This is a genomic window from Pseudomonas sp. ICMP 10191, assembly GCF_001467335.1.
Taxonomy (GTDB): Bacteria; Pseudomonadota; Gammaproteobacteria; order Pseudomonadales; family Pseudomonadaceae; genus Aquipseudomonas; species Aquipseudomonas cerasi.
In genome coordinates, this window is record NZ_LKGW01000157.1 from 75,680 (window position 1) to 99,381 (window position 23,702).

A 23,702-nucleotide genomic window follows, 5' to 3' on the forward strand; every position below is an offset into this window, starting at 1 on the left:
AAAGGACGCGATTCTATCAGGCTGAGGGCGTCGAGTCTCACGCCTTGTCGCGCAGCAGGTCGAGACTGAAATGTTCGCCATCGAGGTAGTCGTCCAGACAACGCAATACCAGCTCGCTGCGCCAGCGCTCCTGTTGGGCCACTAGCTCATCGCGAGTCAGCCAGACTGCGCCGACGATGCCTTCATCGAGTTGATACTCCGGGTGGTGGCGCAGGCCCTTGGCGGCAAAGCAGATTCGCTGGTAGGTCACGCCATTGCTCGGCGCGGTGTACAGGTAGATGCCCACCACGCTGGTCAATTCGACGTCCCAGCCGGTTTCTTCCAGGGTTTCACGCACGGCGGCACGTTGCAGGCTTTCGTTCGGGTCCAGGTGTCCGGCGGGTTGGTTGAGTACGGCGCGTCCGCCTTTGATTTCCTCAACGAAAAGAAAGCGGCCTTGATCTTCGACGATGGTGGCGACGGTAACGTGGGCTTGCCAGGTCATGGTAATGGTCTCTTTGCAGGGGATTGGGTCAGCCGTAACAGCTTATTGGTGCTCGAACTGCAGGTCATGCCTCAGGGCGCTGACGCAGAAGTCCACAAAGGCTCGCACTTTGGATGAGCGACGACGGCCCTCCAGGTAAACAACGTGAACCGGTTCCGGCGTTATTTCGAACGTCTCCAGAACACACTTGAGCCTGCCTTCCTGCAGGTGATCGCGTATCTGATAGTACGGCACCTGGGTCAGCCCCCATCCTTGTAATGCTGCGCTGATCGCCGCCTGATAAGACGTCAGGCTGAGTCTCGAGGCGACATCGACCGAATAATTATTGTCATCGATCCGGAAAAGCCATTGAGGCGGGCGTTCGGCGGTGGTGGTTGAAACCGTCGAATGCTGTCGCAAATCGTCGGGATGCTGCGGAACTCCATGCTTTTCGAGATAGGCCGGGGATGCGCAAACCATGCGCCGCACGCTACCTGTCGGGATTGCGGTCAGAGACGAATCGGGCAGGGCACCGATCCTGACGGCCACGTCGACGCCCTCATCGAGCATGGACACTACTCGGTCGACCAGAATGGCACGGATGTCCACAGCCGGAAAACGCTCGAGAAAGCTCGTCATTACGGGCACGACATGCAGCGCGCCGAACATCTGGGGTGCGGTGATCGTCAGCAGGCCGCCTGGCACTGCATGCAAGCCGCCTGCCGCGCTTTCAGCCTCATCAAGGTCGGCAAGCAGTCGGCGGCAATCAGCGGCGAAGCGCTGGCCCGCCTCGGTGAGCCGCATGTTGCGAGTGGTGCGCACCACCAGCAGGATGCCCAGGCGGCTCTCCAGACTCGCGACAGCCCGGGTTACCGTGGCGGTCGACAGGCCAAAATGGCGGGCTACCCCGGCAAAACTGGTTTGCTCGGCAAGTCCGGCAAAAAGCGTCATTTCCTGAATACGGTCCATAGGCAGCCTGCTTGCCACGAAAGATGCGAAATCGTATCAGCATTTCAGAAATTGAAAGGGTGAATTGATTTTTTCGGTAATTCTGCAGTCCAGTTGCAATGACTAGGATGGCGACTCATTCATCCAGCCCGGTCAGACTCTGCTATGAAAAATTCCGGTTCAGTCGACGCTGAAAATGCCGCATCCGGTGTCAGTCGGCGCAAGGTTTTACAGGCGTCAGCGTTAGGCGCTGCTTCTGCTCTCGGGGCGTCGTTGGTGAGCGCCGCTTCTGCAAGCAATAAACCTCTATCCAGGGAAAGTGCAATGAGCATTGATGATGCCTTCCGCGTGACGTTTCACACTCAGCAGGTAGGGGACGTCAATGTGTTCTATCGCGAAATCGGAGCCAAGGACGCCCCTGTGCTGCTGTTGCTTCATGGTTTCCCGAGTGCCAGTCACATGTTTCGTGACCTGATGCCATTGTTGGCGAGTCAGTACCGCCTGATCGCTCCCGATCTGCCCGGATTCGGTAATACCAAAGCACCACCGCGCGGGCAGTTCGATTACACATTCGAAAACCTTTACAAGGTAATCGAGGGCTTCACCGAGGCGCTGGGCCTGAAGAAGTATGCGTTATACATATTCGACTATGGCGCACCGACAGGTTTGCGGCTCGCAGCGGCGAACTCGGAGAAGGTCACCGCAATCATCAGTCAGAACGGCAATGCCTACCTGGAGGGATTCAGCGATCAATGGGGCCCGTGGCAAGCCTATTGGCGCGAGCCTTCGGCAGCCAATCGTGAAGCCTGTCGCGCCTCGCTGTCACCGCAAGTCATCCGGGACTGGCAATACGGTACGGGAGCCGATCCTGAAAAGCTTTCTCCCGATGGCTGCAACCTCGACATTCTGTATATGGCGCGGCCGGGCGCAGAAGAGATCCAGCTTGATCTGATTCTCGACTACCGCAGTAACGTAGCGGCTTACCCCTCGTTTCAGGAATACCTGCGCAAATATCAGCCACCCTTGCTGGCGGTCTGGGGCAAGCATGATCCTGCGTTCATACCTCCGGGCGCGCATGCTTTTCGCAAGGACGTCCCGGCGGCTGAAGTGCATCTGCTGGATGCAGGCCACTTTGCATTGGAAACGCACGCGCCGGAGGTCGCTGAATACATTCGCGACTTTCTTTCGCGCGCGCTGAAAAGCTGAAGGGGGCAATCATGTTCTTGAGCAGGGATCTCCCAGGCTTGCGAGATCAAACCTGTAACTGAAATTTTTCATGGGTAAAAAAATCCCCGGCAACAGGCCGGGGATTTTTTTGCGAGGCGGTGCATTTTTATGCACCGCCTCGGATTGCCTCTTACAGCGCGGCGATAGCCGCGTTGAGCGTGGCGCTCGGGCGCATGGCCTTGCTGGTGACTTCCGGGTTAGGGAAGTAGTAGCCGCCAATGTCTACCGGCTTGCCCTGAACCGCGTTCAGCTCGGCAACGATTTTTTCTTCGTTGTCGGTCAGGGTTTTCGCCAGAGGTGCGAACTGCGCCTTGAGGTCTGCATCGTCGTTCTGAGCAGCCAGTGCCTGAGCCCAGAACAGGGTCAGGTAGAAGTGGCTGCCGCGGTTATCGATACCGCCGACCTTGCGCGAAGGCGACTTGTTACGGTCCAGGAACTCGCCAGTGGCCTGGTCGAGGGTCTTGGACAGAACCAGTGCTTTCGGATTGTTGTAGGCATGGCCCAGATGCTCGAGGGACGCTGCCAGAGCCAGGAATTCACCCAGCGAATCCCAGCGCAGGAAGTTTTCCTCGACGAACTGTTGCACGTGCTTCGGAGCCGAACCACCTGCGCCGGTTTCGAACAGGCCGCCGCCGTTCATCAGCGGAACGATCGACAGCATCTTCGCGCTGGTGCCCAGTTCCATGATCGGGAACAGGTCGGTCAGGTAGTCGCGCAGTACGTTACCGGTGACCGAAATGGTGTCCTTGCCTGCGCGAGTGCGTTCCAGGGTCAGCTTCATCGCGTCGACAGGTGACAGGATCTGGATATCCAGGCCCGACGTGTCGTGGTCGCCCAGGTACTTGCGCACTTTTTCGATCATCACGCTGTCATGGGCGCGGGACGAATCCAGCCAGAAGATAGCCGGGGTATTGCTGGCGCGGGCACGATTGACGGCCAGTTTCACCCAGTCCTGAATCGGTGCGTCCTTGGCCTGGCACATGCGCCAGATATCGCCCGCTTCGACCTTCTGTTCCATCAGCAGGTTGCCCTGGCTGTCAGTTACACGAACAACGCCGTTGGTCTGAATGTGGAACGTCTTGTCGTGGGAGCCATACTCTTCGGCCTTCTGAGCCATCAGGCCGACGTTCGGTACGCTGCCCATGGTGGTCGGGTCGAATGCGCCATTTTTCTTGCAGTCTTCGATGACTGCCTGATAGATGGTGGCGTAGCAGCGATCCGGAATCACGGCCTTGGCATCGTGCAACTGACCGTCTGTGCCCCACATCTTGCCGGAGTCACGAATCATTGCCGGCATTGAGGCGTCGACGATGACGTCGCTCGGCACGTGCAGGTTGGTGATGCCCTTGTCGGAATTGACCATCGCCAGCTGTGGGCGAACGGCGTAGACCGCTTCGATATCAGCCTTGATTTCTGCCTGCTTGTCAGCGGGCAGGCTAGTGATGCGCTCGTACAGGTCGCCGATGCCGTTGTTCAGGCTGAAGCCGATCTGCTTGAGCGTATCAGCGTGCTTGGTCAGCGCATCCTTGTAGAACTCGTCGACGATCTGGCCGAACATGATCGGGTCGGAGATCTTCATCATGGTCGCTTTCAAGTGCACCGAAAACAGCACGCCCTGCTTGCGGGCGTCTTCGATTTCGGCAGCAATGAAGCTGCGCAGGGCCTTGGCGCTCATGACCGAGCAGTCGACGACTTCGCCAGCCTTGACGGCGGTTTTTTCCTTCAGGACGGTGGTGGTGCCGTCCTGAGCGACGAGTTCGATCTTGACGGTATTGTCGGCCGCGATCTCGGCGGCTTTTTCGCTGCCGTAGAAGTCGCCGTTGCTCATGTGTGCAACGTGAGCCTTGGAGTCAGCTGACCAGGCGCCCATCTTGTGCGGGTGCTTGCGCGCGTAGTTCTTGACCGACAGCGGGGCGCGGCGATCGGAGTTGCCTTCGCGCAGAACCGGGTTCACGGCGCTGCCCTTGGTCTTGTCGTAGCGTGCGCGGGTTTCTTTTTCCGCGTCAGTGGCAGGATTTTCAGGGTAGTCAGGGATGTTGTAGCCCTGATTCTGAAGCTCCTTGATGGTCGCCTTCAATTGCGGGACCGAGGCGCTGATGTTAGGCAGCTTGATGATATTGGCTTCTGGCGTGGTAGCCAGTTTGCCCAGCTCGGCGAGATGATCCGGCACTTTTTTGTCGGCAAGCAATTCCGGGAAGCTGGAAAGAACACGGCCCGCCAGAGAAATGTCGCGTGTTTCCACGTCGATATCGGAGGTCGCTGTGAACGCTTCGATAATAGGCAGCAGGGAGTAGGTGGCGAGGGCCGGAGCTTCGTCGGTGAAGGTGTAGATGATCTTCGAGCGGTTGGACATTCGTATTAACTCTCTTTTGCTGAGCATGCACAAAATCTCGATACGCGCATTCTAAGCGCGCTTGCCCACGGTTCGGCCATGAGCCAGGTCGAGGTTTATTCGCGGTGATGTTGGGTGCATCAGTCGAGCGTCAAGCTGTCGGGTCAGGTAGCAGCCCGACGCATAAGGAAGGCCGAGGGTCAGAATTCGGACGGGTCGGCCTTGATGACTCTGCGGTCACGGCGCGAGTATATCAAACCATTGGCACCAAGCATTAATGCTATGCGAGCTATCGAAAAATGAATATCCGCCGTTGGTCGAACGTGCGGTTTGCCAGACAGGCACTCGGAGTGGCTGGCGCATCGGCCCCAGCAGGCCTGAAGGTAGGACGAATTCGATGGGAGAGGGGCGAACTTCCATTGTACGGGCTGGGCTGCGCAGGCCATATGAACGTCCTGGAGTCTGGGCATCCGCGGTGCAACAACCGCTAATTCGATACCCTGTGGAGCGCGACGGGTATAAAGCAGACCAACATAGCTGTCTCTTTATGTGTCCGGCAAAGCTCATTGCGTGCTTCTGGCAGTTCGGCTGCTCTGATGGCTGCCGTTATACATCAACTGACTTTTTCAACACGAGCATCAGGCGTCCGCGTGAGCGTGGTCCTGCTGAAGCAGCGGCTGCGTGTCCTTTGCCGGATCCAGCTTTTTCTCTTCCGAGCTGTTGATTTTTATTGCCTGCAGCCCTTTAGGGCCGTGGGCGACTTCAAATCTGACTTTCTGGCCAGCCTTGAGGGTTTTGTAACCTTCCATTTCGATAGCCGAGAAATGAACGAACAGGTCCTCGTCACTCTTGCCTTCAGCGTTTATGAACCCAAACCCTTTTGCATTGTTGAACCACTTGACTTTTCCTTCAATCATCACCATCTCCCTCTGCAAAGGACTCCGTCAGGAGTATCATCCACTTCAATCCGCTACCCACCTAAAAAATTTTGGTTGACTGTGCGGACCCTTTTTACCCAATGTGGGCTCTATTGGTTGTAACACCGTTTAGCTGATAGTCAAGGTCATGTGGCAGCCCATTTAAAAACCGTCCAGACTGCGACTAAATTGCTCAATCCGCCCTCAAACGAACATTTCTTTCCATGCATGCATTCAGCAAGATTCGACTAACATTCAATCAGGATGATCCGCAGTCGCACGAGGACGACTCGGCGGGCATTGCGGTGCAGGACGCCAAGCCGACCCTGCAGGCGCCACCGATGTACAAGGTGGTTTTATTCAACGATGACTACACCCCGATGGATTTCGTCGTAGAAGTGCTCGAGGTGTTTTTTAACCTGAATCGTGAGCTGGCTACCAAAGTCATGCTGGCCGTCCATACAGAGGGACGGGCAGTCTGCGGATTGTTTACCCGCGACATCGCCGAGACCAAGGCAATGCAGGTCAATCAATACGCCAGGGAGAGCCAGCATCCGCTACTCTGTGAGATCGAGAAGGACGGTTAAACGCCGACCACTTGGGTATGAGGTGAAGCTATGTTAAACCGTGAGCTCGAAGTCACCCTCAATCTTGCCTTCAAGGAGGCACGTTCGAAGCGTCATGAGTTCATGACGGTCGAGCATCTCCTGCTGGCTCTATTGGACAATGAGGCTGCAGCCACTGTACTGCGTGCCTGCGGCGCAAACCTCGATAAACTCAAGCATGATCTGCAGGAGTTCATCGACTCCACCACTCCGCTGATCCCCGTTCATGACGAGGACCGCGAGACACAACCGACGCTCGGGTTTCAGCGCGTGCTGCAACGGGCAGTCTTCCACGTGCAGAGCTCCGGCAAGCGCGAAGTGACCGGCGCCAACGTGCTGGTTGCGATTTTCAGTGAGCAGGAAAGCCAGGCCGTATTTCTGCTCAAGCAGCAGAGCGTGGCCCGGATTGATGTCGTCAACTATATCGCCCACGGTATCTCCAAGGTTCCAGGGCATGGCGAACACTCTTCTGAAGGTGAACAGGATATGCAGGACGACGAGGGCGGTGAAGCATCTTCCTCAGGCAATCCTCTGGATGCCTATGCCAGCAATCTGAACGAGTTGGCGCGTCAGGGGCGCATCGATCCACTGGTCGGCCGCGAAAGCGAAGTCGAGCGGGTGGCACAGATTCTGGCTCGTCGCCGCAAGAACAATCCTTTGCTGGTCGGTGAAGCGGGTGTCGGTAAAACGGCCATCGCCGAAGGTCTGGCCAAGCGCATCGTCGACAATCAGGTGCCTGACCTGCTTGCCAACAGCGTCGTCTACTCGCTCGATCTGGGCGCGTTGCTGGCCGGGACGAAATACCGCGGCGATTTCGAGAAGCGCTTCAAGGCGTTGCTCAATGAACTGCGCAAGCGTCCTCAGGCGATCCTGTTCATTGACGAGATCCACACGATCATCGGTGCTGGCGCAGCGTCCGGCGGGGTAATGGATGCTTCCAACCTGCTCAAGCCGCTGCTGTCTTCCGGCGAGATCCGTTGCATCGGTTCGACGACCTTTCAGGAATTTCGCGGGATTTTCGAGAAGGATCGTGCCTTGGCGCGTCGCTTCCAGAAAGTCGATGTTTCCGAGCCTTCGGTCGAGGACACCATCGGCATCCTGCGCGGCCTGAAAAGCCGTTTCGAGCAGCATCACAGCATCGAATACAGCGACGAAGCCCTGCGCGCCGCCGCCGAGCTCGCCTCGCGCTACATCAATGATCGTCATATGCCTGACAAGGCCATTGACGTGATCGATGAGGCGGGTGCCTATCAGCGTCTGCAGCCTGTCGAGCAGCGCGTCAAGCGCATCGATGTGCCTCAGGTCGAAGACATTGTCGCCAAGATCGCGCGCATTCCGCCAAAACACGTCAACAGCTCCGACAAGGAACTGCTGCGTAACCTGGAGCGCGATCTCAAGCTCACTGTCTTCGGGCAGGATGCGGCCATCGATTCGTTGTCGACTGCGATCAAGCTGTCCCGTGCAGGCCTCAAGTCGCCTGACAAGCCGGTCGGTTCGTTCCTGTTCGCCGGTCCTACGGGCGTCGGCAAGACCGAGGCGGCGCGTCAGTTGGCCAAGGCACTGGGCGTCGAGTTGATCCGGTTCGACATGTCCGAGTACATGGAGCGGCATACTGTTTCCCGTCTGATCGGTGCGCCTCCGGGTTACGTCGGTTTCGACCAGGGCGGTCTGCTGACCGAGGCCATTACCCGCCAGCCACATTGTGTGCTGTTGCTCGATGAAATCGAAAAGGCTCACCCGGAAGTCTTCAATCTGCTTCTGCAGGTGATGGACCACGGTACGCTGACCGACAACAACGGGCGCAAGGCGGACTTCCGCAATGTGATCGTGATCATGACCACCAACGCCGGGGCTGAGTCTGCTGCGCGCGCTTCGATCGGTTTCACGCATCAGGACCACTCGTCCGATGCGATGGAAGTGATCAAGAAGAGCTTCACGCCAGAGTTCCGCAACCGTCTGGATACCATCATTCAGTTCGGTCGCCTCAGCCACGAAGTCATCAAGAGCGTGGTTGACAAGTTCCTCACCGAGCTTCAGGCCCAGCTGGAAGACAAGCGCGTACTGCTCGAAGTGTCCGAGGCGGCGAGAAGCTGGCTGGCGCAGGGTGGTTACGATGCGGCAATGGGTGCCAGACCGATGGCTCGCCTGATTCAGGACAAGATCAAACGGCCTCTCGCCGAAGAGATCCTGTTCGGCGAACTGTCAGAACATGGCGGCGTGGTTCACATCGATATCAAGGATGGCGAGATCACCTTCGATTTCGAAACCACGGCAGAAATGGCCTGATAGCCGACGCCTCGCCCCGCATCATTGACGGATGCGGGGCACGTCGAGGACATCGATTGTAAANCCGGCTTATGCCGGGCGTTTTCGTTAATGCCTGTTTAGCGAGCGCGGTAGGTGATGCGCCCTTTGCTCAGGTCGTAGGGCGTCAGCTCTACACGCACTTTGTCACCGGTCAGAATACGGATGTAATTCTTGCGCATCTTGCCGGAGATATGCGCGGTTACGACGTGCCCGTTTTCCAACTCCACGCGAAACATGGTGTTGGGCAGGGTGTCGACGACAGTGCCTTCCATTTCGAAGCTGTCTTCTTTCGACATGCAGTAAAGCCCTCGGTATACAAATGAGTGGCCCGGTGCAAGTGGCGCCAGGCAAAAGCGGCGTGCATTGTGCCCGAAAAAACCAGTTTAAGCCAAGGGGTTCAATACAGAGTGACCCATCTTTGATTGGTGAGCAGCTCGATGGGGCGATATTGAGTCTTGTAATTCATCTTTTTGCAGTTCTTGATCCAGTAGCCGAGGTACACCGCCTGCAGTTGCAGCCTGGCCGCTTCGGCGATCTGCCACAAAATGGCGTAACGGCCCAGACTGCGGCGTTCTTCATCGGGTTCGTAGAACGTATAGACTGCCGAAAGCCCGTTGGGCAGCAGGTCGGTGACGGCAACTGCCAGCAGACGTTGATCGACACGAAATTCGTAAAAGCGCGAGAAAGGCAGGTCGCGAACCAGAAATGTCGAAAATTGCTCCCGGCTCGGCGGGAACATGTCGCCGTCAGCGTGCCGTTGTTCAATATAACGCTGATAAAGATCGAAGTATTCCTGAGTGAAAACAGGTTTGGCGCTTTGCACCTGAATGTCGGCATTGCGTTTCAGAATACGTTTTTGCTGACGGTCGGGAACGAAGAGGCTTACCGGAATGCGTGCGGGTACACACGCGCTGCAGTTCTGGCAGTGCGGGCGATAAAGGTGATCACCGCTGCGGCGAAAACCCATGTCAGACAGGTCGGCATAGACCTGTACATCCATCGGCTGGCTGGGGTCCAGAAACAGGGTCGTCGCCTGCTCTTCGGGCAGGTAACTGCAGGTGTGCGGTTGAGTGGCATAAAACTTCAGCCTCGCCAGCTCTGTCATGGTCGTCGCCTAATGGTGAATCCTTACCCATGAGTGTATGCCAGCCTGTCAAACTCGCCTAGCTGACCAGTCAGCGTCGGTCGGCTGATCAAGATGGCGGGACAGGTAATCGGCGAAAGTCTGCCGAGGAATGGCGCGCGCGCCGAAGCTGTGCAGATGCTGAGTGGGCATCTGGCAGTCGATCAACACAAATCCCCATTCAGTCAAATGCTCTACCAGGGTGGCAAAGCCGACCTTGGAGGCGTTATCTGCCCGGCTGAACATCGATTCGCCGAAAAACAGCTGGCCCATTGCCAAGCCATAAAGCCCACCGACCAGCTCATCCTGATCCCAGACCTCGACGCTGTGCGCATGTCCACGGCGGTGCAGCTCGATATAGGCCTCCTGCATCGAGCCGGTTATCCAGGTTTCGTTGGCATAACTGCGAGGGGCGGCGCAGGCCGTGATCACGCTGGCGAAGTCCTGATCGAAGGTCACCCGATAGCGCAACTGGCGCAGAACCTTGCCAAGACTTCGCGAGACGTGCAGTTCTTCGGGAAATAACACAGTGCGCGGATCGGGGGACCACCAGAGAATCGGCTGACCGTCCTGAAACCAGGGAAAGCAGCCGTGTCGATAGGCGCTGATCAGGCGATCGGCCGACAAGTCTCCGCCTGCGGCAAGCAAGCCGTTGGGTTCGCGGAGGGCTTTTTCCAGTGGCGGAAAATCGAGGCTGTTGCGGTTCAACCAGGTCAGCATGGCATCACAACTTTGCGGAAGGGGAGGGCGCACCTGTCTGTAAGTGCAACTCTGTGCGACAGGCGTGGTCACAAGCGGTTGTCATTATGGCGCGTACCTTGTGCATGCGGTAGGGCGCGAGCCTCGCAGCGGTCGTATGGTCGTTCAAGTTGCGGGCCGTTGATAGAAACACGCCATAAGCCTTTGTCACAAAACGTAATGCATGCTCAAATTGAACATCATCAGTGAAGGTGAAAGCATGTTGTGTCTTGCGTGACCGTCTGAAGTGGAGATGGTGTGTTTTCGTACAGACTCAAGTGGCTGTAAAGCCGTACAATGCCTGTTTTGGGCGTTATCATTCAAGCGTCTGTCGACAGGCTTTCCCGCTGTCTGCGCTCCCTGTCCATTCGGGAGCCGTCAGTGCCGTCCGACAGCCGTTTCTGGTCAATCAACGAGATGTTCGCGCTACCGCGCAGGAAATAAAGCGTTTTGAAGAAATCCACCCCCGCACCCAGCGCTGTCCCGCTTTGGCGGCAGCAATTGCACTACCGGCTCAAGGAAGGGGCCCTGATCGCCTTTGGCGCACTGTGCCTGTATCTGATGATGGCCTTGCTGACCTACGATCAGAGCGATCCCGGCTGGAGCCACACCAGCAGCAATGCGGCGCAGGTTCAGAATGCCGCAGGGCGTGCAGGTGCGTTCTGTGCCGATATTCTGTTCATGGTTCTGGGCTACTTCGCCTACATCTTCCCACTGTTGCTGGCGATCAAGGCCTGGCAGGTGTTTCGCCATCGCCATGAGCCTTGGCAATGGAGCGGCTGGCTGTTTTCCTGGCGTCTGATCGGACTGGTGTTTCTGATCCTCGCGGGTGCTGCGCTGGCGCATATTCACTTCCATTTTTCGGCCGGTTTCCCCGGTTCGGCAGGCGGTGTGCTGGGCGAAGTGCTCGGCGATCTGGCCAAGAAAGCCCTGAATATTCAAGGCAGCACCTTGCTGTTCATTGCCCTGTTTCTGTTCGGCCTGACGGTGTTTACCGACCTGTCCTGGTTCAAGGTGATGGATGTCACCGGCAAGATCACCCTCGATCTGTTCGAACTGTTTCAAGGCGCTGCGAACCGCTGGTGGACCGCCCGTGCCGAGCGCAAGCAGATGGTTGCGCAGTTGCGTGAGGTGGACATGCGTGTCAACGATGTGGTGGCGCCTGTGGCGCCCGATCGTCGCGAGCAGGCCAAGGCCAGAGAGCGCCTGGTGGAGCGTGAAGCGTCGTTGAGCAAACACATGACCGAGCGCGAAAAGCACGTGCCTGCGGTCATCGCGCCAGCGCCTTCGAAGCCTGTAGAGCCCAGCAAGCGCGTCATGAAGGAAAAGCAGGCCCCGCTGTTCGTGGACAGCGCAGTGGAAGGCACGCTGCCTCCGATTTCCATCCTCGACCCGGCAGAGAAGAAGCAGCTCAACTATTCCCCGGAGTCTCTGGCGGCCGTCGGTCATTTGCTGGAAATCAAGCTCAAGGAATTCGGTGTGGAGGTGTCGGTAGACTCCATCCATCCCGGTCCGGTAATTACTCGCTACGAGATCCAGCCAGCTGCCGGCGTCAAGGTCAGCCGCATTTCCAACCTCGCCAAGGACCTTGCGCGCTCGCTCGCCGTGACCAGCGTTCGTGTGGTCGAGGTGATTCCGGGCAAGACCACCGTCGGTATCGAGATCCCTAACGAAGACCGCCAGATCGTGCGTTTCTCCGAGGTGTTGTCCACACCCGAATACGATAACGCCAAGTCGCCCGTCACCCTGGCGCTGGGCCACGATATCGGTGGCAAGCCGGTGATTACCGATCTGGCGAAGATGCCCCACCTGCTGGTGGCCGGTACGACCGGTTCCGGTAAATCGGTGGGTGTGAACGCCATGATCCTGTCGATCCTGTTCAAGTCCGGCCCGGAAGACGCCAAGCTGATCATGATCGACCCGAAAATGCTCGAGCTGTCCATCTACGAAGGTATTCCGCACCTGTTGTGTCCGGTGGTCACTGACATGAAGGACGCCGCCAACGCCTTGCGCTGGAGCGTTGCCGAGATGGAGCGCCGCTACAAGCTGATGGCGAAGATGGGCGTACGTAACCTGTCCGGCTTCAATCAGAAGGTCAAGGAAGCTCAGGATGCCGGCGAGCCGCTTGCCGATCCGCTGTACAAGCGCGAAAGCATTCATGACGAAGCGCCGCTGCTGAGCAAGCTGCCGACCATCGTAGTGGTGGTGGACGAGTTCGCCGACATGATGATGATCGTCGGCAAGAAGGTCGAAGAGCTGATCGCGCGTATCGCCCAGAAGGCGCGTGCGGCGGGGATTCACCTGATCCTCGCGACCCAGCGTCCGTCGGTGGATGTGATCACCGGTCTGATCAAGGCCAACATTCCGACGCGTATGGCGTTCCAGGTGTCGAGCAAGATCGATTCGCGGACCATCATCGACCAGGGTGGCGCCGAACAACTGTTGGGCCACGGTGACATGCTGTACATGCCGCCGGGCACCAGCCTGCCGATCCGTGTGCATGGCGCGTTCGTTTCCGATGAAGAAGTGCATCGTGTGGTAGAAGCCTGGAAGCTGCGAGGTTCCCCGGACTACAACGACGATATTCTCGCTGGCGTCGAAGAGCCCGGCAGCGGCTTTGATGGCGGTGGCGGCGAAGGCAGTGAAGACAGCGAAAGCGACGCGCTTTACGATGAGGCCGTCAAGTTCGTGCTGGAAAGCCGTCGCGCCTCGATTTCTGCCGTACAGCGCAAGTTGAAAATCGGCTATAACCGCGCAGCGCGCATGATCGAAGCGATGGAAATGGCAGGGGTCGTGACCTCCATGAATACCAACGGTTCGCGCGAAGTCCTGGCCCCCGGGCCGGTGCGCGACTGATTTTTATCACCCCGTATTGCGGCGACGGCGTGCATGTCACGCTGTCGCATCATCATCGACTTCAAAGAGGAATCCAATGCGCCTTATCCGCATGCTGTTGGCCACCGCACTGACCTTCTCCATGATCCCCGCCCATGCCGACAGCAAAGACGTGGCGCGCCTGACTCAGTTGCTGGAGAAATCCCAGACCCTGACCGCTCGTTTCTCGCAACTGACGCTGGACGGTGGCGGTACCCAGTTGCAGGAAACCACCGGCGAAATGGCGCTGCAACGCCCAGGCCTGTTCAACTGGCATACCGATGCGCCACAGGAACAGTTGATGGTCTCGGACGGCAAGAAAGTCTCGCTGTGGGACCCTGATCTGGAGCAGGTCACGATCAAGAAGCTCGACCAGCGCCTGACCCAGACTCCAGCCTTGCTGTTGTCCGGTGATGTGTCGAAGATCAGCGAAAGCTTCGACATCACCGCGAAAGAGGCGGGTGGCGTGATCGATTTCGTGCTCAAGCCCAAGACCAAGGACACGCTGTTCGACAGCCTGCGCCTGTCGTTTCGCAACGGTATCATCAACGACATGCAGTTGATCGATAGTGTGGGTCAGCGCACCAATATCCTGTTCACCGGGGTCAAGGCCAACGAGTCGATCGCAGCCAGCAAGTTTCAGTTTCAGATTCCCAAGGGCGCTGATGTCATTCAAGAATAAAAGGGCCGATTTCTGACCATGGATCTGTTCAGCCGCGAACCGATAGCTCAGCCTCTGGCTGCACGTTTGCGTGCTACCAACCTGGATGAATATGTCGGTCAGGAACATGTGCTTGCCCACGGCAAGCCGCTGCGTGAGGCGCTGGAGCAGGGCGCACTGCACTCGATGATTTTCTGGGGCCCGCCCGGCGTCGGTAAGACCACCCTGGCGAAGCTGCTGGCCAAAGTGTCGGACGCGCACTTCGAGACGGTTTCGGCAGTGCTCGCCGGGGTCAAGGAAATCCGCCAGGCCGTCGAAGTCGCCCGTCAACAGGCCGGACAGTACGGCAAGCGCACTATCCTGTTCGTCGACGAAGTGCACCGCTTCAACAAGTCACAGCAGGATGCCTTCCTGCCTTACGTCGAGGACGGCACGCTGATCTTTATCGGCGCAACCACCGAAAACCCGTCGTTCGAACTCAACAACGCCCTGTTGTCCCGGGCGCGTGTCTACGTGCTCAAAAGCCTGGACGAGGCGGCGCTGCGCAAGCTGGTCAACCGTGCCCTGACCGAAGAGCGCGGGCTGGGCAAGCGGCAGCTGACCCTGAGCGATGAGGGGTTTGCGATTCTGATGTCCGCCGCCGATGGCGACGGTCGGCGCATGCTCAACCTGCTGGAGAACGCCTCGGATCTGGCCGAAGACGGCAGCGAAATCGATGTCGGGCTGCTGCAGAGCCTGTTGGGTGACAGTCGACGCCGCTTCGACAAGGGCGGCGAGGCGTTCTACGACCAGATATCGGCGCTGCACAAGTCGATTCGCGGTTCCAATCCCGATGCGGCTCTGTACTGGTTTGCGCGGATGATCGACGGCGGCTGTGATCCGCTGTATCTGGCGCGCCGCGTGGTGCGCATGGCCAGTGAAGACATCGGTAATGCCGATCCTCGTGCGCTGCCGTTGTGCATGTCCGCCTGGGATGTACAGGAACGCCTCGGCAGTCCCGAGGGTGAACTGGCGGTCGCGCAGGCCATTGTCTATCTCGCCTGCGCGCCGAAAAGCAACGCGGTCTACATGGCGTTCAAGGCGGCCATGCGTGAAGCGGGCGAGCACGGTTCGCTGGAGGTTCCGCTGCACTTGCGCAATGCGCCTACCAAGCTGATGAAGCAGCTCGGTTACGGTGAAGAATATCGCTATGCCCATGACGAGCCCGATGCTTATGCGGCTGGCGAAGACTACTTTCCAGACGAGCTGGAGCCGCGGCAGTATTACCAGCCCGTACCTCGCGGTCTGGAACTCAAGATCGGCGAAAAGCTCAGGCATCTGAACGCATTGGACGATGCCAGCCCTCGTAAGCGGAGAAAGTGATGATTCAGACTATTCTTGCGGTGTCGATTGCCGGGATCGCTGGTACATTATTGCGCTTTGCGACTGGCACCTGGGTCAGCGCCAACTGGCCACGTTATTTTTACGCGGCGACGCTGGCGGTCAACATCGTCGGGTGTCTGATCATCGGTGTACTGTACGGACTGTTTCTGCTGCGTCCGGAAGTGCCCATCGAAATTCGTGCCGGCTTGCTTGTCGGCTTTGTAGGCGGTCTGACGACCTTTTCATCCTTTTCACTGGATACGCTGCGCCTGCTGGAAAGCGGGCAGGTACCGCTGGCCCTCGGCTATGCCGGTATCAGCGTATTCGGCGGGCTGCTCGCAACCTGGGCTGGCCTGTCCCTGACCAGACTTTGATAGACGAGAGAACGATATGCTCGATTCCAAACTGTTACGTACTCAACTTCAGGACGTAGCGGATCGCCTGGCTTCCCGTGGTTTCACACTGGATGTGGCGCGCATTGAATCGCTGGAAGCCCAGCGCAAGGTGGTGCAGACCCGCACCGAACAGCTGCAGGCCGAGCGCAATGCACGTTCCAAATCCATTGGTCAGGCCAAGCAGCGCGGCGAAGATATTGCGCCGTTGATGGCTGATGTCGAGCGCATGGGCAACGAGCTGAGCGAAGGCAAGGTCGAGCTGGACGGCATTCAGGCCGAGCTGGATGCGCTGGTGCTGAGCATCCCGAACCTGCCTCACGAATCCGTGCCGGTCGGTGCCGACGAAGAGGGCAACGTCGAAGTGCGTCGCTGGGGTACGCCGACGCATTTCGATTTCGAGGTCAAGGATCACGTTGCGCTGGGCGAGAAGTTCGGCTGGCTGGATTTCGAGACTGCCGCCAAGCTGTCCGGCGCGCGCTTTGCGCTGCTGCGTGGCCCGATCGCGCGTCTGCACCGTGCCCTGGCACAGTTCATGATCAATCTGCACATCAACGAGCACGGCTATGAAGAGACCTACACGCCGTATCTGGTGCAGGCTCCAGCGTTGCAGGGCACAGGTCAGTTGCCCAAGTTCGAGGAAGACCTGTTCAAGATCTCCCGCGAAGGCGAAGCCGATCTGTACCTGATCCCGACTGCCGAAGTATCGCTGACCAATATCGTGTCGGGTGAAATTCTCGATGCCAAACAGCTGCCTCTCAAGTTTGTTGCCCACACCCCTTGCTTCCGTAGTGAAGCGGGCGCGTCCGGGCGTGATACCCGCGGCATGATTCGCCAGCACCAGTTCGACAAGGTCGAGATGGTCCAGATCGTTGCGCCTGACGACTCCATGGCCGCGCTCGAGTCGCTGACCGGCAACGCCGAACGTGTGCTGCAACTGCTTGAACTGCCTTATCGCACGCTGGCGCTGTGCACCGGCGATATGGGTTTCAGTGCGGTGAAGACCTACGACCTGGAAGTCTGGATTCCGAGCCAGGACAAATATCGCGAAATCTCTTCCTGCTCCAACTGCGGTGATTTCCAGGCGCGGCGCATGCAGGCTCGCTGGCGCAACCCGGAAACCGGCAAGCCGGAGCTGGTCCATACCCTCAACGGGTCGGGCCTGGCGGTAGGTCGCACACTGGTGGCAGTGCTGGAGAACTATCAGCAGGCGGACGGTTCGATTCGTGTGCCTGAGGTGCTCAAGCCGTACATGGGCGGCCTTGAGGTCATCGGTTAAATGGAATTTCTGCCGCTGTTCCATAACCTGCGTGGCAGCCGGGTGCTGGTGGTTGGCGGCGGTGAAATTGCCCTGCGCAAATCACGCCTGATTGCCGACGCCGGTGCAGTGCTGCGCGTGGTTGCGCCGGAAGTCGAGGCACAACTGAGCCAACTGGTTGTCCAGAGCGGCGGTGAGATGATCCTGCGCGGATACAGCGAATGCGACCTCGATGGTTGCGTGCTGATCATTGCGGCGACGGACGATGAGCCGCTCAATGCTCAGGTGTCCCGCGATGCCCGCTTGCGTTGCGTTCCGGTCAACGTAGTCGACGCCCCGGCGTTGTGTACGGTGATCTTCCCGGCCATCGTCGACCGCTCGCCGCTGGTGATCGCCGTGTCCAGTGGCGGCGATGCGCCGGTGCTGGCACGTTTGATTCGCGCCAAGCTGGAAACCTGGATTCCCTCCAGCTATGGGCAGCTCGCCGGACTGGCTGCGCGCTTTCGCAATCAGGTCAAAGGCCTGTTTCCGAATGTGCAGCAGCGCCGAGCGTTCTGGGAGGATGTTTTTCAGGGCGCCATTGCCGACCGCCAGCTGGCCGGGCAGGGTGCTGAAGCCGAACGTATGCTGATCGCCAAGATTGCCGGCGAGCCGCCTTCTGAGACCGGTGAGGTCTATCTGGTGGGTGCGGGTCCCGGTGATCCGGATTTGCTGACTTTTCGCGCCTTGCGCCTGATGCAGCAGGCGGATGTGGTGCTGTATGACCGCCTGGTCGCGCCAACGATTCTTGACCTGTGCCGTCGTGATGCCGAGCGTGTTTACGTTGGCAAACGCCGTGCGGAGCATGCCGTTCCGCAGGAGCAGATCAACCAGCAACTCGTGGCACTGGCAAAACAGGGCAAGCGAGTGGTGCGTCTGAAGGGCGGGGATCCGTTTATCTTCGGCCGTGGCGGCGAGGAAATCGAAGAGCTGGCGGCGCATGGCATTCCGTTTCAGGTGGTGCCTGGCATCACCGCTGCCAGCGGTTGCGCGGCGTATGCGGGTATACCGTTGACGCACCGTGATCATGCGCAATCGGTGCGCTTCATCACCGGGCACTTGAAAAACGGTACGACAGATCTGCCCTGGTCAGACCTGGTAGCGCCTGCGCAAACACTGGTGTTTTACATGGGGCTGATCGGTTTGCCGGTTATCTGTGAGCAATTGATCCGGCACGGTCGCTCTGCCGACACGCCTGCTGCGCTGGTTGAGCAGGGCACCACCGTCAATCAGCGTGTGTTCACGGGTACCTTGGCAAACTTGCCGCAACTGGTCGCCGAGCATGATGTTCATGCGCCGACGCTGGTGATCATTGGTGAGGTGGTCAAATTGCGTGAAAAGCTGGCGTGGTTCGAGGGCGCTCAGGCGACTCTCTGATGCCATTGGTGGGTAGCCCGTCCGGGCTATCCACCACTTCTCCGGATACTTCAGTTGCTCCATACACCTTCACCGGAAAGTCGCTCACGATCGTGATCTGCCTGCAGATCGAGTGCTGGCCCCTTCGGTATGATGCCGGTCGGGTTGATGGTGCGATGGCTCCCGTAGTAATGCCCTTTGATGTGCTCGAAACTCACTGTCTCTGCGATTCCCGGCCACTGATACAGCTCGCGTAGCCAGTTGCTGAGATTGGGGTAGTCCGCGATGCGCCGCAGGTTGCATTTGAAGTGGCTGTAATACACCGAATCGAAGCGCACGATGGTGGTGAACAGGCGTATGTCGGCTTCAGTGAGGTGTTTGCCTGTCAGGTAGCGCTTTTCGCCGAGCAGGTTTTCCAGCACGTCCAGTTCAGCGAACACATCGTCGAACGCCTCCTCATACGCGCCCTGCGAGGTGGCGAAACCAGCCCGGTACACGCCGTTGTTGACCTTCGGGTAGATCTGCTCGTTGAGCTCGTCAATGCTCGCGCGTAACGCTTGCGGGTAGAAATCCAGCGTATTGCCGGTCAGCTCGTCGAATGCGGAGTTGAACATGCGGATGATTTCCGCAGATTCGTTGCTGACGATGCATTGCTGCTGCTTGTCCCACAGCACCGGAACGGTGACGCGGCCGGTGTATCGAGGGTCGTCGGCGGTGTAGCGCTGGTGAAGGAACTGCAGGTCATCCAGTGCATCGCCGCTGGAGCCTTTCTGCTGATCGAAGGTCCAGCCGTTTTCCAGCATCAGCCAACTGACCACCGAAACATCGATCAGGCTTTCCAGGCCCTTGAGCTTGCGCAAAATAAGCGTGCGGTGTGCCCACGGGCAAGCCAGAGACACGTACAGGTGATAGCGGCCCGCCTGCGCAGCAAACCCGCCTGCACCTGACGGTCCCGGCTGTCCATCGGGGGTGACCCAACTGCGTCGCTGAGCATTTTCGCGCTGAAATGCGCCATCTTTGCTGCTTTCGTACCACTGGTCTTGCCAGTGTCCTTCGACCAGAAGGCCCATGTCTGACTCCCATTTCCAGGTGATAGAGCTTGGAGGTCAGCGCAGGTGCATCGGTTCGACTGGATTATGGCCTTTCATCGTCGAAAGGCCGATGGGTCATAGATTCGTGTCGCGGCGATCCCAGAACACCTGCGCTTTGGCGAAGGCTTCGTCACGATCAGCGCCCAGGCCGCGCAAGGCGAGCGCCATGGTCGATATCAATGCCAATTGCGGGTAACTGTCTTCGATCTCTCCTCGCCACAAGGCCAGCAGTTGCTGCGGGTCGAGCGTCGCCGGTTTTACGTGGCGGCGCGGTGAGAGCGCTGGCCATTCTTCATCCCACGGCTGACCGCCGGTGGTGCCGTACAGGTGGCTGATGGTGTCAGGGTTGATCTCGATTTCGCCGCCATCACCTTTGACCACGATGGCGTTGTCGCCGAGCAGGCTGCTGGCATCGCGATGCACGCTTTGATAGCCTGGGTGAAAAATGCTTTGCAGGCCGCAGCGCGCTTGCAGCGGATTAAGAATGCGTGCGAGCGAATGAATGGGCGAGCGTAGCCCCAGCGTGTTGCGCAGATCGATCATGCGTTGCAACTGCGGTGCCCAGTCGGCGAGCGGAATGAACGCCAGATGTTCTTGCTCAAGCGAGGTCTTGACCGCTGACCAGTTGCGGCACAGCGGGATCTTCAGCAGGTCCAGCAACTGCTCGGTGTACAGACGCCCTGCGGTATGCGCGCCGCCGCCGTGCAGGAGGATCCTGACGCCGTTTTGCGCCAGGCATTTGGCTGCCAGCAGATACCAGGGCAGATGACGTTTTTTCCCGGCGTAGGTCGGCCAGTCGATGTCGACCTGCATGGCGGGAGCGTTGAGACGTTCACGCACCGCTTCGGTAAACCCCGCCAGCTCCTCGGGGCTTTCTTCCTTATGGCGCAGCAGCATCAGAAAAGCCCCGAGCTGGGTGTCCTCGACTTTTTCATCGAGCAGCATGCCCATGGCTTCCCGTGCTTCCTCGCGAGTCAGGTTGCGCGCGCCACGTTTGCCTTTGCCCAAAATGCGAACGAAGGTCGCAAAAGGATGTTCTTCAGGTGTTTCAGTGACAAGCGCAGCGTAATCATTCATATGCAATTGGTCGGTTTTGGCAGGCCCGCCAGCTTGGCGGCGAGTTTGGCGGGAGTGCCGTTGAACAGGCGGTTGAGGTGCATGCTGTTGCCTTTTTCCGCACCCAGCTTCAGCGCGGTGTATTTGATCAGCGGCCGCGTCGCGGGCGAAAGCTGGAACTCGGCGTAAAAGCCGCGCAGCAGTTCGAGGATTTCAAGGTGCTCTGCACTTAGCTCGATACCTTCCTCGGCGGACAGGGCGTGGGCGACGTCCAGCGACCAGTCGCTGAGGTCTTGCAGAAAACCATCCTTGTCCAGTTCGATGCTGCGCCCGTCAATGTTCAACTGTTTCATAACCAGGTATTGACCTTGTCGAAGCGCAACGACAGTTCCACGAACGCCGGGTAATCGATGCTGTTGACTCCGGCGGGGAGGGGTAGATTGCGTGCGCTAATGTCTTCGTCGAGGGCGAACAGTTGCGATGAGTCGACCAACGACTGAAGGTCTTTGAGCTGCGCACTGGATGGCATCAGCGCATAGGTGGCATCGCCACAGAGCAGTACGCCATCATCCTTGCCCAGCAAGCGCAGGCAACTGTCCAGCCGGGTGTCGGCAAACGGCGAGTGAGAGAGAACGTGCAAAGTAGCCATCAGATTGTGATCACCTCGTCGTACCGGTCAAAAAGCGCTGACAATTCCGCGCGCGTAGTCAATTGGCTCATCTCTTCGCTCAATACGCCAGGAGAGATGCCGCGCTCGGCCAGGCTCTGTCCGCAGACGTAAAGGTCTTCGACACCGAACATCGGCAGGGCTTTCAGGTTTGCGGTCAGGTCTTTCTGTTGCAGGGCGTCGGGCGACTGCTGTGGCGACAACTGAAAAACCCCGTCGTCCAGAAACAGCAGGCCTACCGACAGATCGAATGCCCCGCCCGCCAGTACGATATCCAGTGCTTCGCGGGCACCTGGACCGGACCACGGCGACTGACGGCTGACAACCAATAGTGACCTGGGCATCTCATGGCCCTCCGAAGCAGATCAGGCGATCAGCCGATTGCACGGCATCGTGCAACTGGCCCAGCCCGGACAATTCCCATGGCTCGCGCAGGTTTGCCGCCGGCCGCTGATAACGCTCGGCCTCTTGCGTGTCGAGCACACCGCGACGCAACGCGGCGGCAATGCACACCACGCCGTCCAGCTTGTGCTCGACGATGAAGTCACGCCACTGCAGTGCCATATCCTGCTCGTCCTGCGGCGTTACGACGTTGGCCGACGCGCTGTGTACGCCGTCTTGGTAGAAGAACAACCGGACAATTTCATGCCCGCCTGCCAGCACCGCCCTGGCGAACTGCAAGGCTCGCCGAGAGGAGGGCGCGTGGGCGGCGGAAAAAAGGGAGATGGCGAATTTCATGATCGGCTCTGCCAACAAAACATGCGCAATGATAAAGAATTCAAGGGCTGGCGTGTGAGTTTGGCGCGTGTTGACCTGCAAGCGCTGGGCCGGGATGCAACGGTTTGCGCCTGGATTGATGCCCACTAGGCATCAATCGATGAAAACATAGCACTTATCGTTTCAAAGTGTGTCCGGCAGACTCCTTCCTCACAAGCGCTTACAACACTCTAATAAGATCGCTGGAGAACACTGATGCACGGCTCATCCTCATTACGAAAAGAATCCTCCCGGTCGAAGGCAGGCGCGGTATTTCGGGTTACCTCCGGTAATTTCCTCGAGCAATTCGACTTCTTCCTGTTCGGCTTCTACGCCACCCAGATCGCCTCCGCCTTTTTTCCGGCCAGCAGTGAGTTTGCTTCGCTGATGATGACCTTCGCGGTCTTTGGTGCGGGCTTCCTGATGCGTCCGTTGGGTGCCGTGATTCTGGGCGCTTACATCGATGACGTCGGCCGGCGCAAAGGCTTGATTGTGACGCTGTCGATCATGGCCAGTGGCACGCTGCTGATCGTTCTGGTGCCCGGTTACGCGAGCATCGGCCTGTGGGCGCCTGCCCTGGTATTGGTCGGCCGCTTGCTGCAGGGCTTCTCTGCCGGTGCCGAGTTGGGTGGCGTTTCAGTGTATCTGGCAGAGATGGCGACACCCGGCCGCAAGGGCTTCTATACCAGCTGGCAGTCAGGTAGCCAGCAGGTGGCTATTGTTGTCGCCGCTGCACTGGGTTACGGCTTGAACCAATGGATGGCACCTGCTGCTGTCGCTGACTGGGGCTGGAGAATTCCGTTCGCCATCGGCTGCCTGATCATCCCGTTCATTTTCCTGCTGCGCCGCAGCCTGCAGGAAACCGAAGAGTTCGCCACGCGCGCTCACCGTCCGACCATGCGACAGGTGTTCGCGACGCTGCTGCAAAACTGGCGCGTGGTGATTGCCGGAATGCTGATGGTGGCGATGACCACCACCACATTTTACCTGATCACCATCTATGCACCGACATTCGGCAAAACCGTACTCAATCTGAGTACCTCCGATGCGCTGCTGGTGACGTTGCTGGTCGGTGTCTCCAATTTTATCTGGCTGCCGGTCGGCGGCATGTTGAGCGACCGTTTCGGGCGCAAGCCACTGTTGGTCGCGATGACGCTGCTGACCATCATCAGTGCTTACCCGGCGCTGTCTTTCCTCGCCCTGGCGCCCAGCTTCGCTCATATGCTGGAAGTGCTGTTGTGGTTCTCGTTCCTCTACGGGTTGTATAACGGCGCGATGATTCCAGCGTTGACGGAAATCATGCCGGTAGAGGTGCGTGTTGCCGGTTTTTCTCTGGCCTACAGCCTGGCGACGGCGGTTTTCGGTGGTTTCACTCCGGCGATCTCGACCTGGTTGATCCACCTCACCGGCGACAAGGCTGCACCTGCTTACTGGATGACGTTCGCTGCAGCCTGTGCGCTGGGTGCCACACTGGTGCTCTACCGGCACATCTCGACCCGCCCGCAACTGGCTGTTTAATCAAGGAAAATC

At 58.6% G+C, this 23,702-nt stretch carries 23 protein-coding genes; 10 read left to right on the forward strand and 13 right to left on the reverse strand.

What is annotated here, in order from left to right:
• Window positions 1-37: 37 nt before the first annotated feature.
• Window positions 38-484 carry an NUDIX hydrolase gene (locus tag AO388_RS23540; protein ID WP_003350322.1) on the reverse strand — a complete coding sequence of 149 codons (447 nt, stop codon included), beginning with the start codon at window positions 482-484 and terminating at the stop codon, window positions 38-40.
• A 42-nt stretch (window positions 485-526) separates the two neighbouring features.
• Complete coding sequence (locus tag AO388_RS23545; RefSeq protein WP_024663379.1) at window positions 527-1,432, reverse strand: LysR family transcriptional regulator; 906 nt, start codon at window positions 1,430-1,432, stop codon at window positions 527-529.
• Window positions 1,433-1,735: 303 nt separating this feature from the next.
• On the opposite strand from AO388_RS23545, the gene AO388_RS23550 reads away from it, so the two are divergent.
• Window positions 1,736-2,617, forward strand: a complete 882-nt coding sequence (locus tag AO388_RS23550; protein WP_054081085.1) for an alpha/beta fold hydrolase — start codon at window positions 1,736-1,738, stop codon at window positions 2,615-2,617.
• 151 nt (window positions 2,618-2,768) lie between these two features.
• Here AO388_RS23550 and AO388_RS23555 read toward each other — a convergent pair whose 3' ends face one another.
• Together AO388_RS23555 and AO388_RS23560 are read right to left on the reverse strand one after the other, a co-directional pair.
• On the reverse strand, window positions 2,769-4,991 hold the full coding sequence (locus AO388_RS23555) for an NADP-dependent isocitrate dehydrogenase (protein ID WP_044308824.1): 2,223 nt from the start codon (window positions 4,989-4,991) through the stop codon (window positions 2,769-2,771).
• 617 nt (window positions 4,992-5,608) lie between these two features.
• A complete protein-coding gene (locus tag AO388_RS23560) occupies window positions 5,609-5,893 on the reverse strand; it encodes a cold shock domain-containing protein (RefSeq protein ID WP_032609879.1) in 285 nt (94 codons plus the stop codon).
• Between the two features lie 218 nt (window positions 5,894-6,111).
• On the opposite strand from AO388_RS23560, the gene clpS reads away from it, so the two are divergent.
• A complete protein-coding gene (clpS, locus tag AO388_RS23565) occupies window positions 6,112-6,474 on the forward strand; it encodes an ATP-dependent Clp protease adapter ClpS (protein ID WP_003405085.1) in 363 nt (120 codons plus the stop codon).
• Between the two features lie 30 nt (window positions 6,475-6,504).
• Window positions 6,505-8,778, forward strand: coding sequence for an ATP-dependent Clp protease ATP-binding subunit ClpA (clpA, locus tag AO388_RS23570; RefSeq protein WP_003371759.1), 2,274 nt, complete (start codon window positions 6,505-6,507; stop codon window positions 8,776-8,778).
• 98 nt (window positions 8,779-8,876) lie between these two features.
• On the opposite strand, the gene infA is transcribed toward clpA, so the two are convergent.
• From infA to aat, 3 genes are all read right to left on the reverse strand, one after another.
• The gene (infA, locus tag AO388_RS23575; protein ID WP_002553999.1) at window positions 8,877-9,095 is read right to left on the reverse strand and encodes a translation initiation factor IF-1; all 219 of its coding nucleotides are present in this window, start codon (window positions 9,093-9,095) and stop codon (window positions 8,877-8,879) included.
• 101 nt (window positions 9,096-9,196) lie between these two features.
• On the reverse strand, window positions 9,197-9,904 hold the full coding sequence (locus AO388_RS23580) for an arginyltransferase (RefSeq protein WP_003371761.1): 708 nt from the start codon (window positions 9,902-9,904) through the stop codon (window positions 9,197-9,199).
• Window positions 9,905-9,952: 48 nt separating this feature from the next.
• On the reverse strand, window positions 9,953-10,642 hold the full coding sequence (aat, locus tag AO388_RS23585; RefSeq protein WP_003371763.1) for a leucyl/phenylalanyl-tRNA--protein transferase: 690 nt from the start codon (window positions 10,640-10,642) through the stop codon (window positions 9,953-9,955).
• A gap of 468 nt (window positions 10,643-11,110) precedes the next feature.
• Here aat and ftsK point away from each other — a divergent pair, with 468 nt between their 5' ends.
• The 6 genes from ftsK to cysG all read left to right on the forward strand — a co-directional run bounded on the left by ftsK (window position 11,111) and on the right by cysG (window position 18,623).
• Window positions 11,111-13,516: a DNA translocase FtsK gene (gene ftsK, locus AO388_RS23590; protein WP_058417278.1), complete on the forward strand. Its 2,406-nt coding sequence runs from the start codon at window positions 11,111-11,113 to the stop codon at window positions 13,514-13,516.
• Window positions 13,517-13,592: 76 nt separating this feature from the next.
• On the forward strand, window positions 13,593-14,216 hold the full coding sequence (gene lolA, locus AO388_RS23595) for an outer membrane lipoprotein chaperone LolA (RefSeq protein WP_003371767.1): 624 nt from the start codon (window positions 13,593-13,595) through the stop codon (window positions 14,214-14,216).
• A gap of 18 nt (window positions 14,217-14,234) precedes the next feature.
• A complete protein-coding gene (locus tag AO388_RS23600; RefSeq protein ID WP_003405078.1) occupies window positions 14,235-15,557 on the forward strand; it encodes a replication-associated recombination protein A in 1,323 nt (440 codons plus the stop codon).
• Window positions 15,557-15,931 (forward strand): fluoride efflux transporter CrcB, encoded by a 375-nt coding sequence (gene crcB, locus AO388_RS23605; RefSeq protein ID WP_003317947.1) that lies wholly within the window; start codon window positions 15,557-15,559, stop codon window positions 15,929-15,931. The genes AO388_RS23600 and crcB overlap by 1 nt, the downstream gene beginning before the upstream one ends.
• A gap of 16 nt (window positions 15,932-15,947) precedes the next feature.
• Complete coding sequence (serS, locus tag AO388_RS23610; protein ID WP_003436002.1) at window positions 15,948-17,228, forward strand: serine--tRNA ligase; 1,281 nt, start codon at window positions 15,948-15,950, stop codon at window positions 17,226-17,228.
• Entirely contained in the window at window positions 17,229-18,623 is a 1,395-nt protein-coding gene (cysG, locus tag AO388_RS23615) for a siroheme synthase CysG (protein ID WP_058417279.1), read from the forward strand. It abuts the gene before it with no gap.
• A 50-nt stretch (window positions 18,624-18,673) separates the two neighbouring features.
• Here cysG and AO388_RS23620 read toward each other — a convergent pair whose 3' ends face one another.
• From AO388_RS23620 to tusD, 6 genes are all read right to left on the reverse strand, one after another.
• Window positions 18,674-19,672 (reverse strand): glutathione S-transferase family protein, encoded by a 999-nt coding sequence (locus AO388_RS23620; protein ID WP_058417280.1) that lies wholly within the window; start codon window positions 19,670-19,672, stop codon window positions 18,674-18,676.
• A 96-nt stretch (window positions 19,673-19,768) separates the two neighbouring features.
• Window positions 19,769-20,770, reverse strand: a complete 1,002-nt coding sequence (locus AO388_RS23625) for a glycosyl transferase family protein (protein ID WP_058417281.1) — start codon at window positions 20,768-20,770, stop codon at window positions 19,769-19,771.
• Entirely contained in the window at window positions 20,767-21,102 is a 336-nt protein-coding gene (locus AO388_RS23630) for a TusE/DsrC/DsvC family sulfur relay protein (protein WP_003317943.1), read from the reverse strand. Before AO388_RS23630 ends, AO388_RS23625 begins: the two co-directional genes overlap by 4 nt.
• Window positions 21,099-21,398: a sulfurtransferase complex subunit TusB gene (gene tusB, locus AO388_RS23635; protein ID WP_058417282.1), complete on the reverse strand. Its 300-nt coding sequence runs from the start codon at window positions 21,396-21,398 to the stop codon at window positions 21,099-21,101. Before tusB ends, AO388_RS23630 begins: the two co-directional genes overlap by 4 nt.
• Complete coding sequence (tusC, locus tag AO388_RS23640; RefSeq protein WP_058417283.1) at window positions 21,398-21,760, reverse strand: sulfurtransferase complex subunit TusC; 363 nt, start codon at window positions 21,758-21,760, stop codon at window positions 21,398-21,400. Before tusC ends, tusB begins: the two co-directional genes overlap by 1 nt.
• A gap of 1 nt (window position 21,761) precedes the next feature.
• A complete protein-coding gene (tusD, locus tag AO388_RS23645; protein ID WP_003371788.1) occupies window positions 21,762-22,154 on the reverse strand; it encodes a sulfurtransferase complex subunit TusD in 393 nt (130 codons plus the stop codon).
• 234 nt (window positions 22,155-22,388) lie between these two features.
• On the opposite strand from tusD, the gene AO388_RS23650 reads away from it, so the two are divergent.
• Window positions 22,389-23,690, forward strand: a complete 1,302-nt coding sequence (locus AO388_RS23650) for an MFS transporter (RefSeq protein WP_003435999.1) — start codon at window positions 22,389-22,391, stop codon at window positions 23,688-23,690.
• Window positions 23,691-23,702 lie beyond the last annotated feature (12 nt).

Coding starts and splice junctions, on each gene's coding strand:
- clpS (WP_003405085.1), top strand. CDS start 6,112: ATGCATGCATTCAGCAAGATTCGACTAACATTCAATCAGGATGATCCG.
- AO388_RS23650 (WP_003435999.1), top strand. CDS start 22,389: ATGCACGGCTCATCCTCATTACGAAAAGAATCCTCCCGGTCGAAGGCA.
- clpA (WP_003371759.1), top strand. CDS start 6,505: ATGTTAAACCGTGAGCTCGAAGTCACCCTCAATCTTGCCTTCAAGGAG.
- infA (WP_002553999.1), bottom strand. CDS start 9,095: ATGTCGAAAGAAGACAGCTTCGAAATGGAAGGCACTGTCGTCGACACC.
- AO388_RS23540 (WP_003350322.1), bottom strand. CDS start 484: ATGACCTGGCAAGCCCACGTTACCGTCGCCACCATCGTCGAAGATCAA.
- AO388_RS23625 (WP_058417281.1), bottom strand. CDS start 20,770: ATGAATGATTACGCTGCGCTTGTCACTGAAACACCTGAAGAACATCCT.
- AO388_RS23580 (WP_003371761.1), bottom strand. CDS start 9,904: ATGACAGAGCTGGCGAGGCTGAAGTTTTATGCCACTCAACCGCACACC.
- AO388_RS23620 (WP_058417280.1), bottom strand. CDS start 19,672: ATGGGCCTTCTGGTCGAAGGACACTGGCAAGACCAGTGGTACGAAAGC.
- AO388_RS23600 (WP_003405078.1), top strand. CDS start 14,235: ATGGATCTGTTCAGCCGCGAACCGATAGCTCAGCCTCTGGCTGCACGT.
- tusC (WP_058417283.1), bottom strand. CDS start 21,760: ATGCCCAGGTCACTATTGGTTGTCAGCCGTCAGTCGCCGTGGTCCGGT.
- AO388_RS23550 (WP_054081085.1), top strand. CDS start 1,736: ATGAGCATTGATGATGCCTTCCGCGTGACGTTTCACACTCAGCAGGTA.
- lolA (WP_003371767.1), top strand. CDS start 13,593: ATGCGCCTTATCCGCATGCTGTTGGCCACCGCACTGACCTTCTCCATG.
- tusB (WP_058417282.1), bottom strand. CDS start 21,398: ATGGCTACTTTGCACGTTCTCTCTCACTCGCCGTTTGCCGACACCCGG.
- AO388_RS23630 (WP_003317943.1), bottom strand. CDS start 21,102: ATGAAACAGTTGAACATTGACGGGCGCAGCATCGAACTGGACAAGGAT.
- aat (WP_003371763.1), bottom strand. CDS start 10,642: ATGCTGACCTGGTTGAACCGCAACAGCCTCGATTTTCCGCCACTGGAA.
- tusD (WP_003371788.1), bottom strand. CDS start 22,154: ATGAAATTCGCCATCTCCCTTTTTTCCGCCGCCCACGCGCCCTCCTCT.
- cysG (WP_058417279.1), top strand. CDS start 17,229: ATGGAATTTCTGCCGCTGTTCCATAACCTGCGTGGCAGCCGGGTGCTG.
- serS (WP_003436002.1), top strand. CDS start 15,948: ATGCTCGATTCCAAACTGTTACGTACTCAACTTCAGGACGTAGCGGAT.
- AO388_RS23555 (WP_044308824.1), bottom strand. CDS start 4,991: ATGTCCAACCGCTCGAAGATCATCTACACCTTCACCGACGAAGCTCCG.
- AO388_RS23545 (WP_024663379.1), bottom strand. CDS start 1,432: ATGGACCGTATTCAGGAAATGACGCTTTTTGCCGGACTTGCCGAGCAA.
- AO388_RS23560 (WP_032609879.1), bottom strand. CDS start 5,893: ATGGTGATGATTGAAGGAAAAGTCAAGTGGTTCAACAATGCAAAAGGG.
- crcB (WP_003317947.1), top strand. CDS start 15,557: ATGATTCAGACTATTCTTGCGGTGTCGATTGCCGGGATCGCTGGTACA.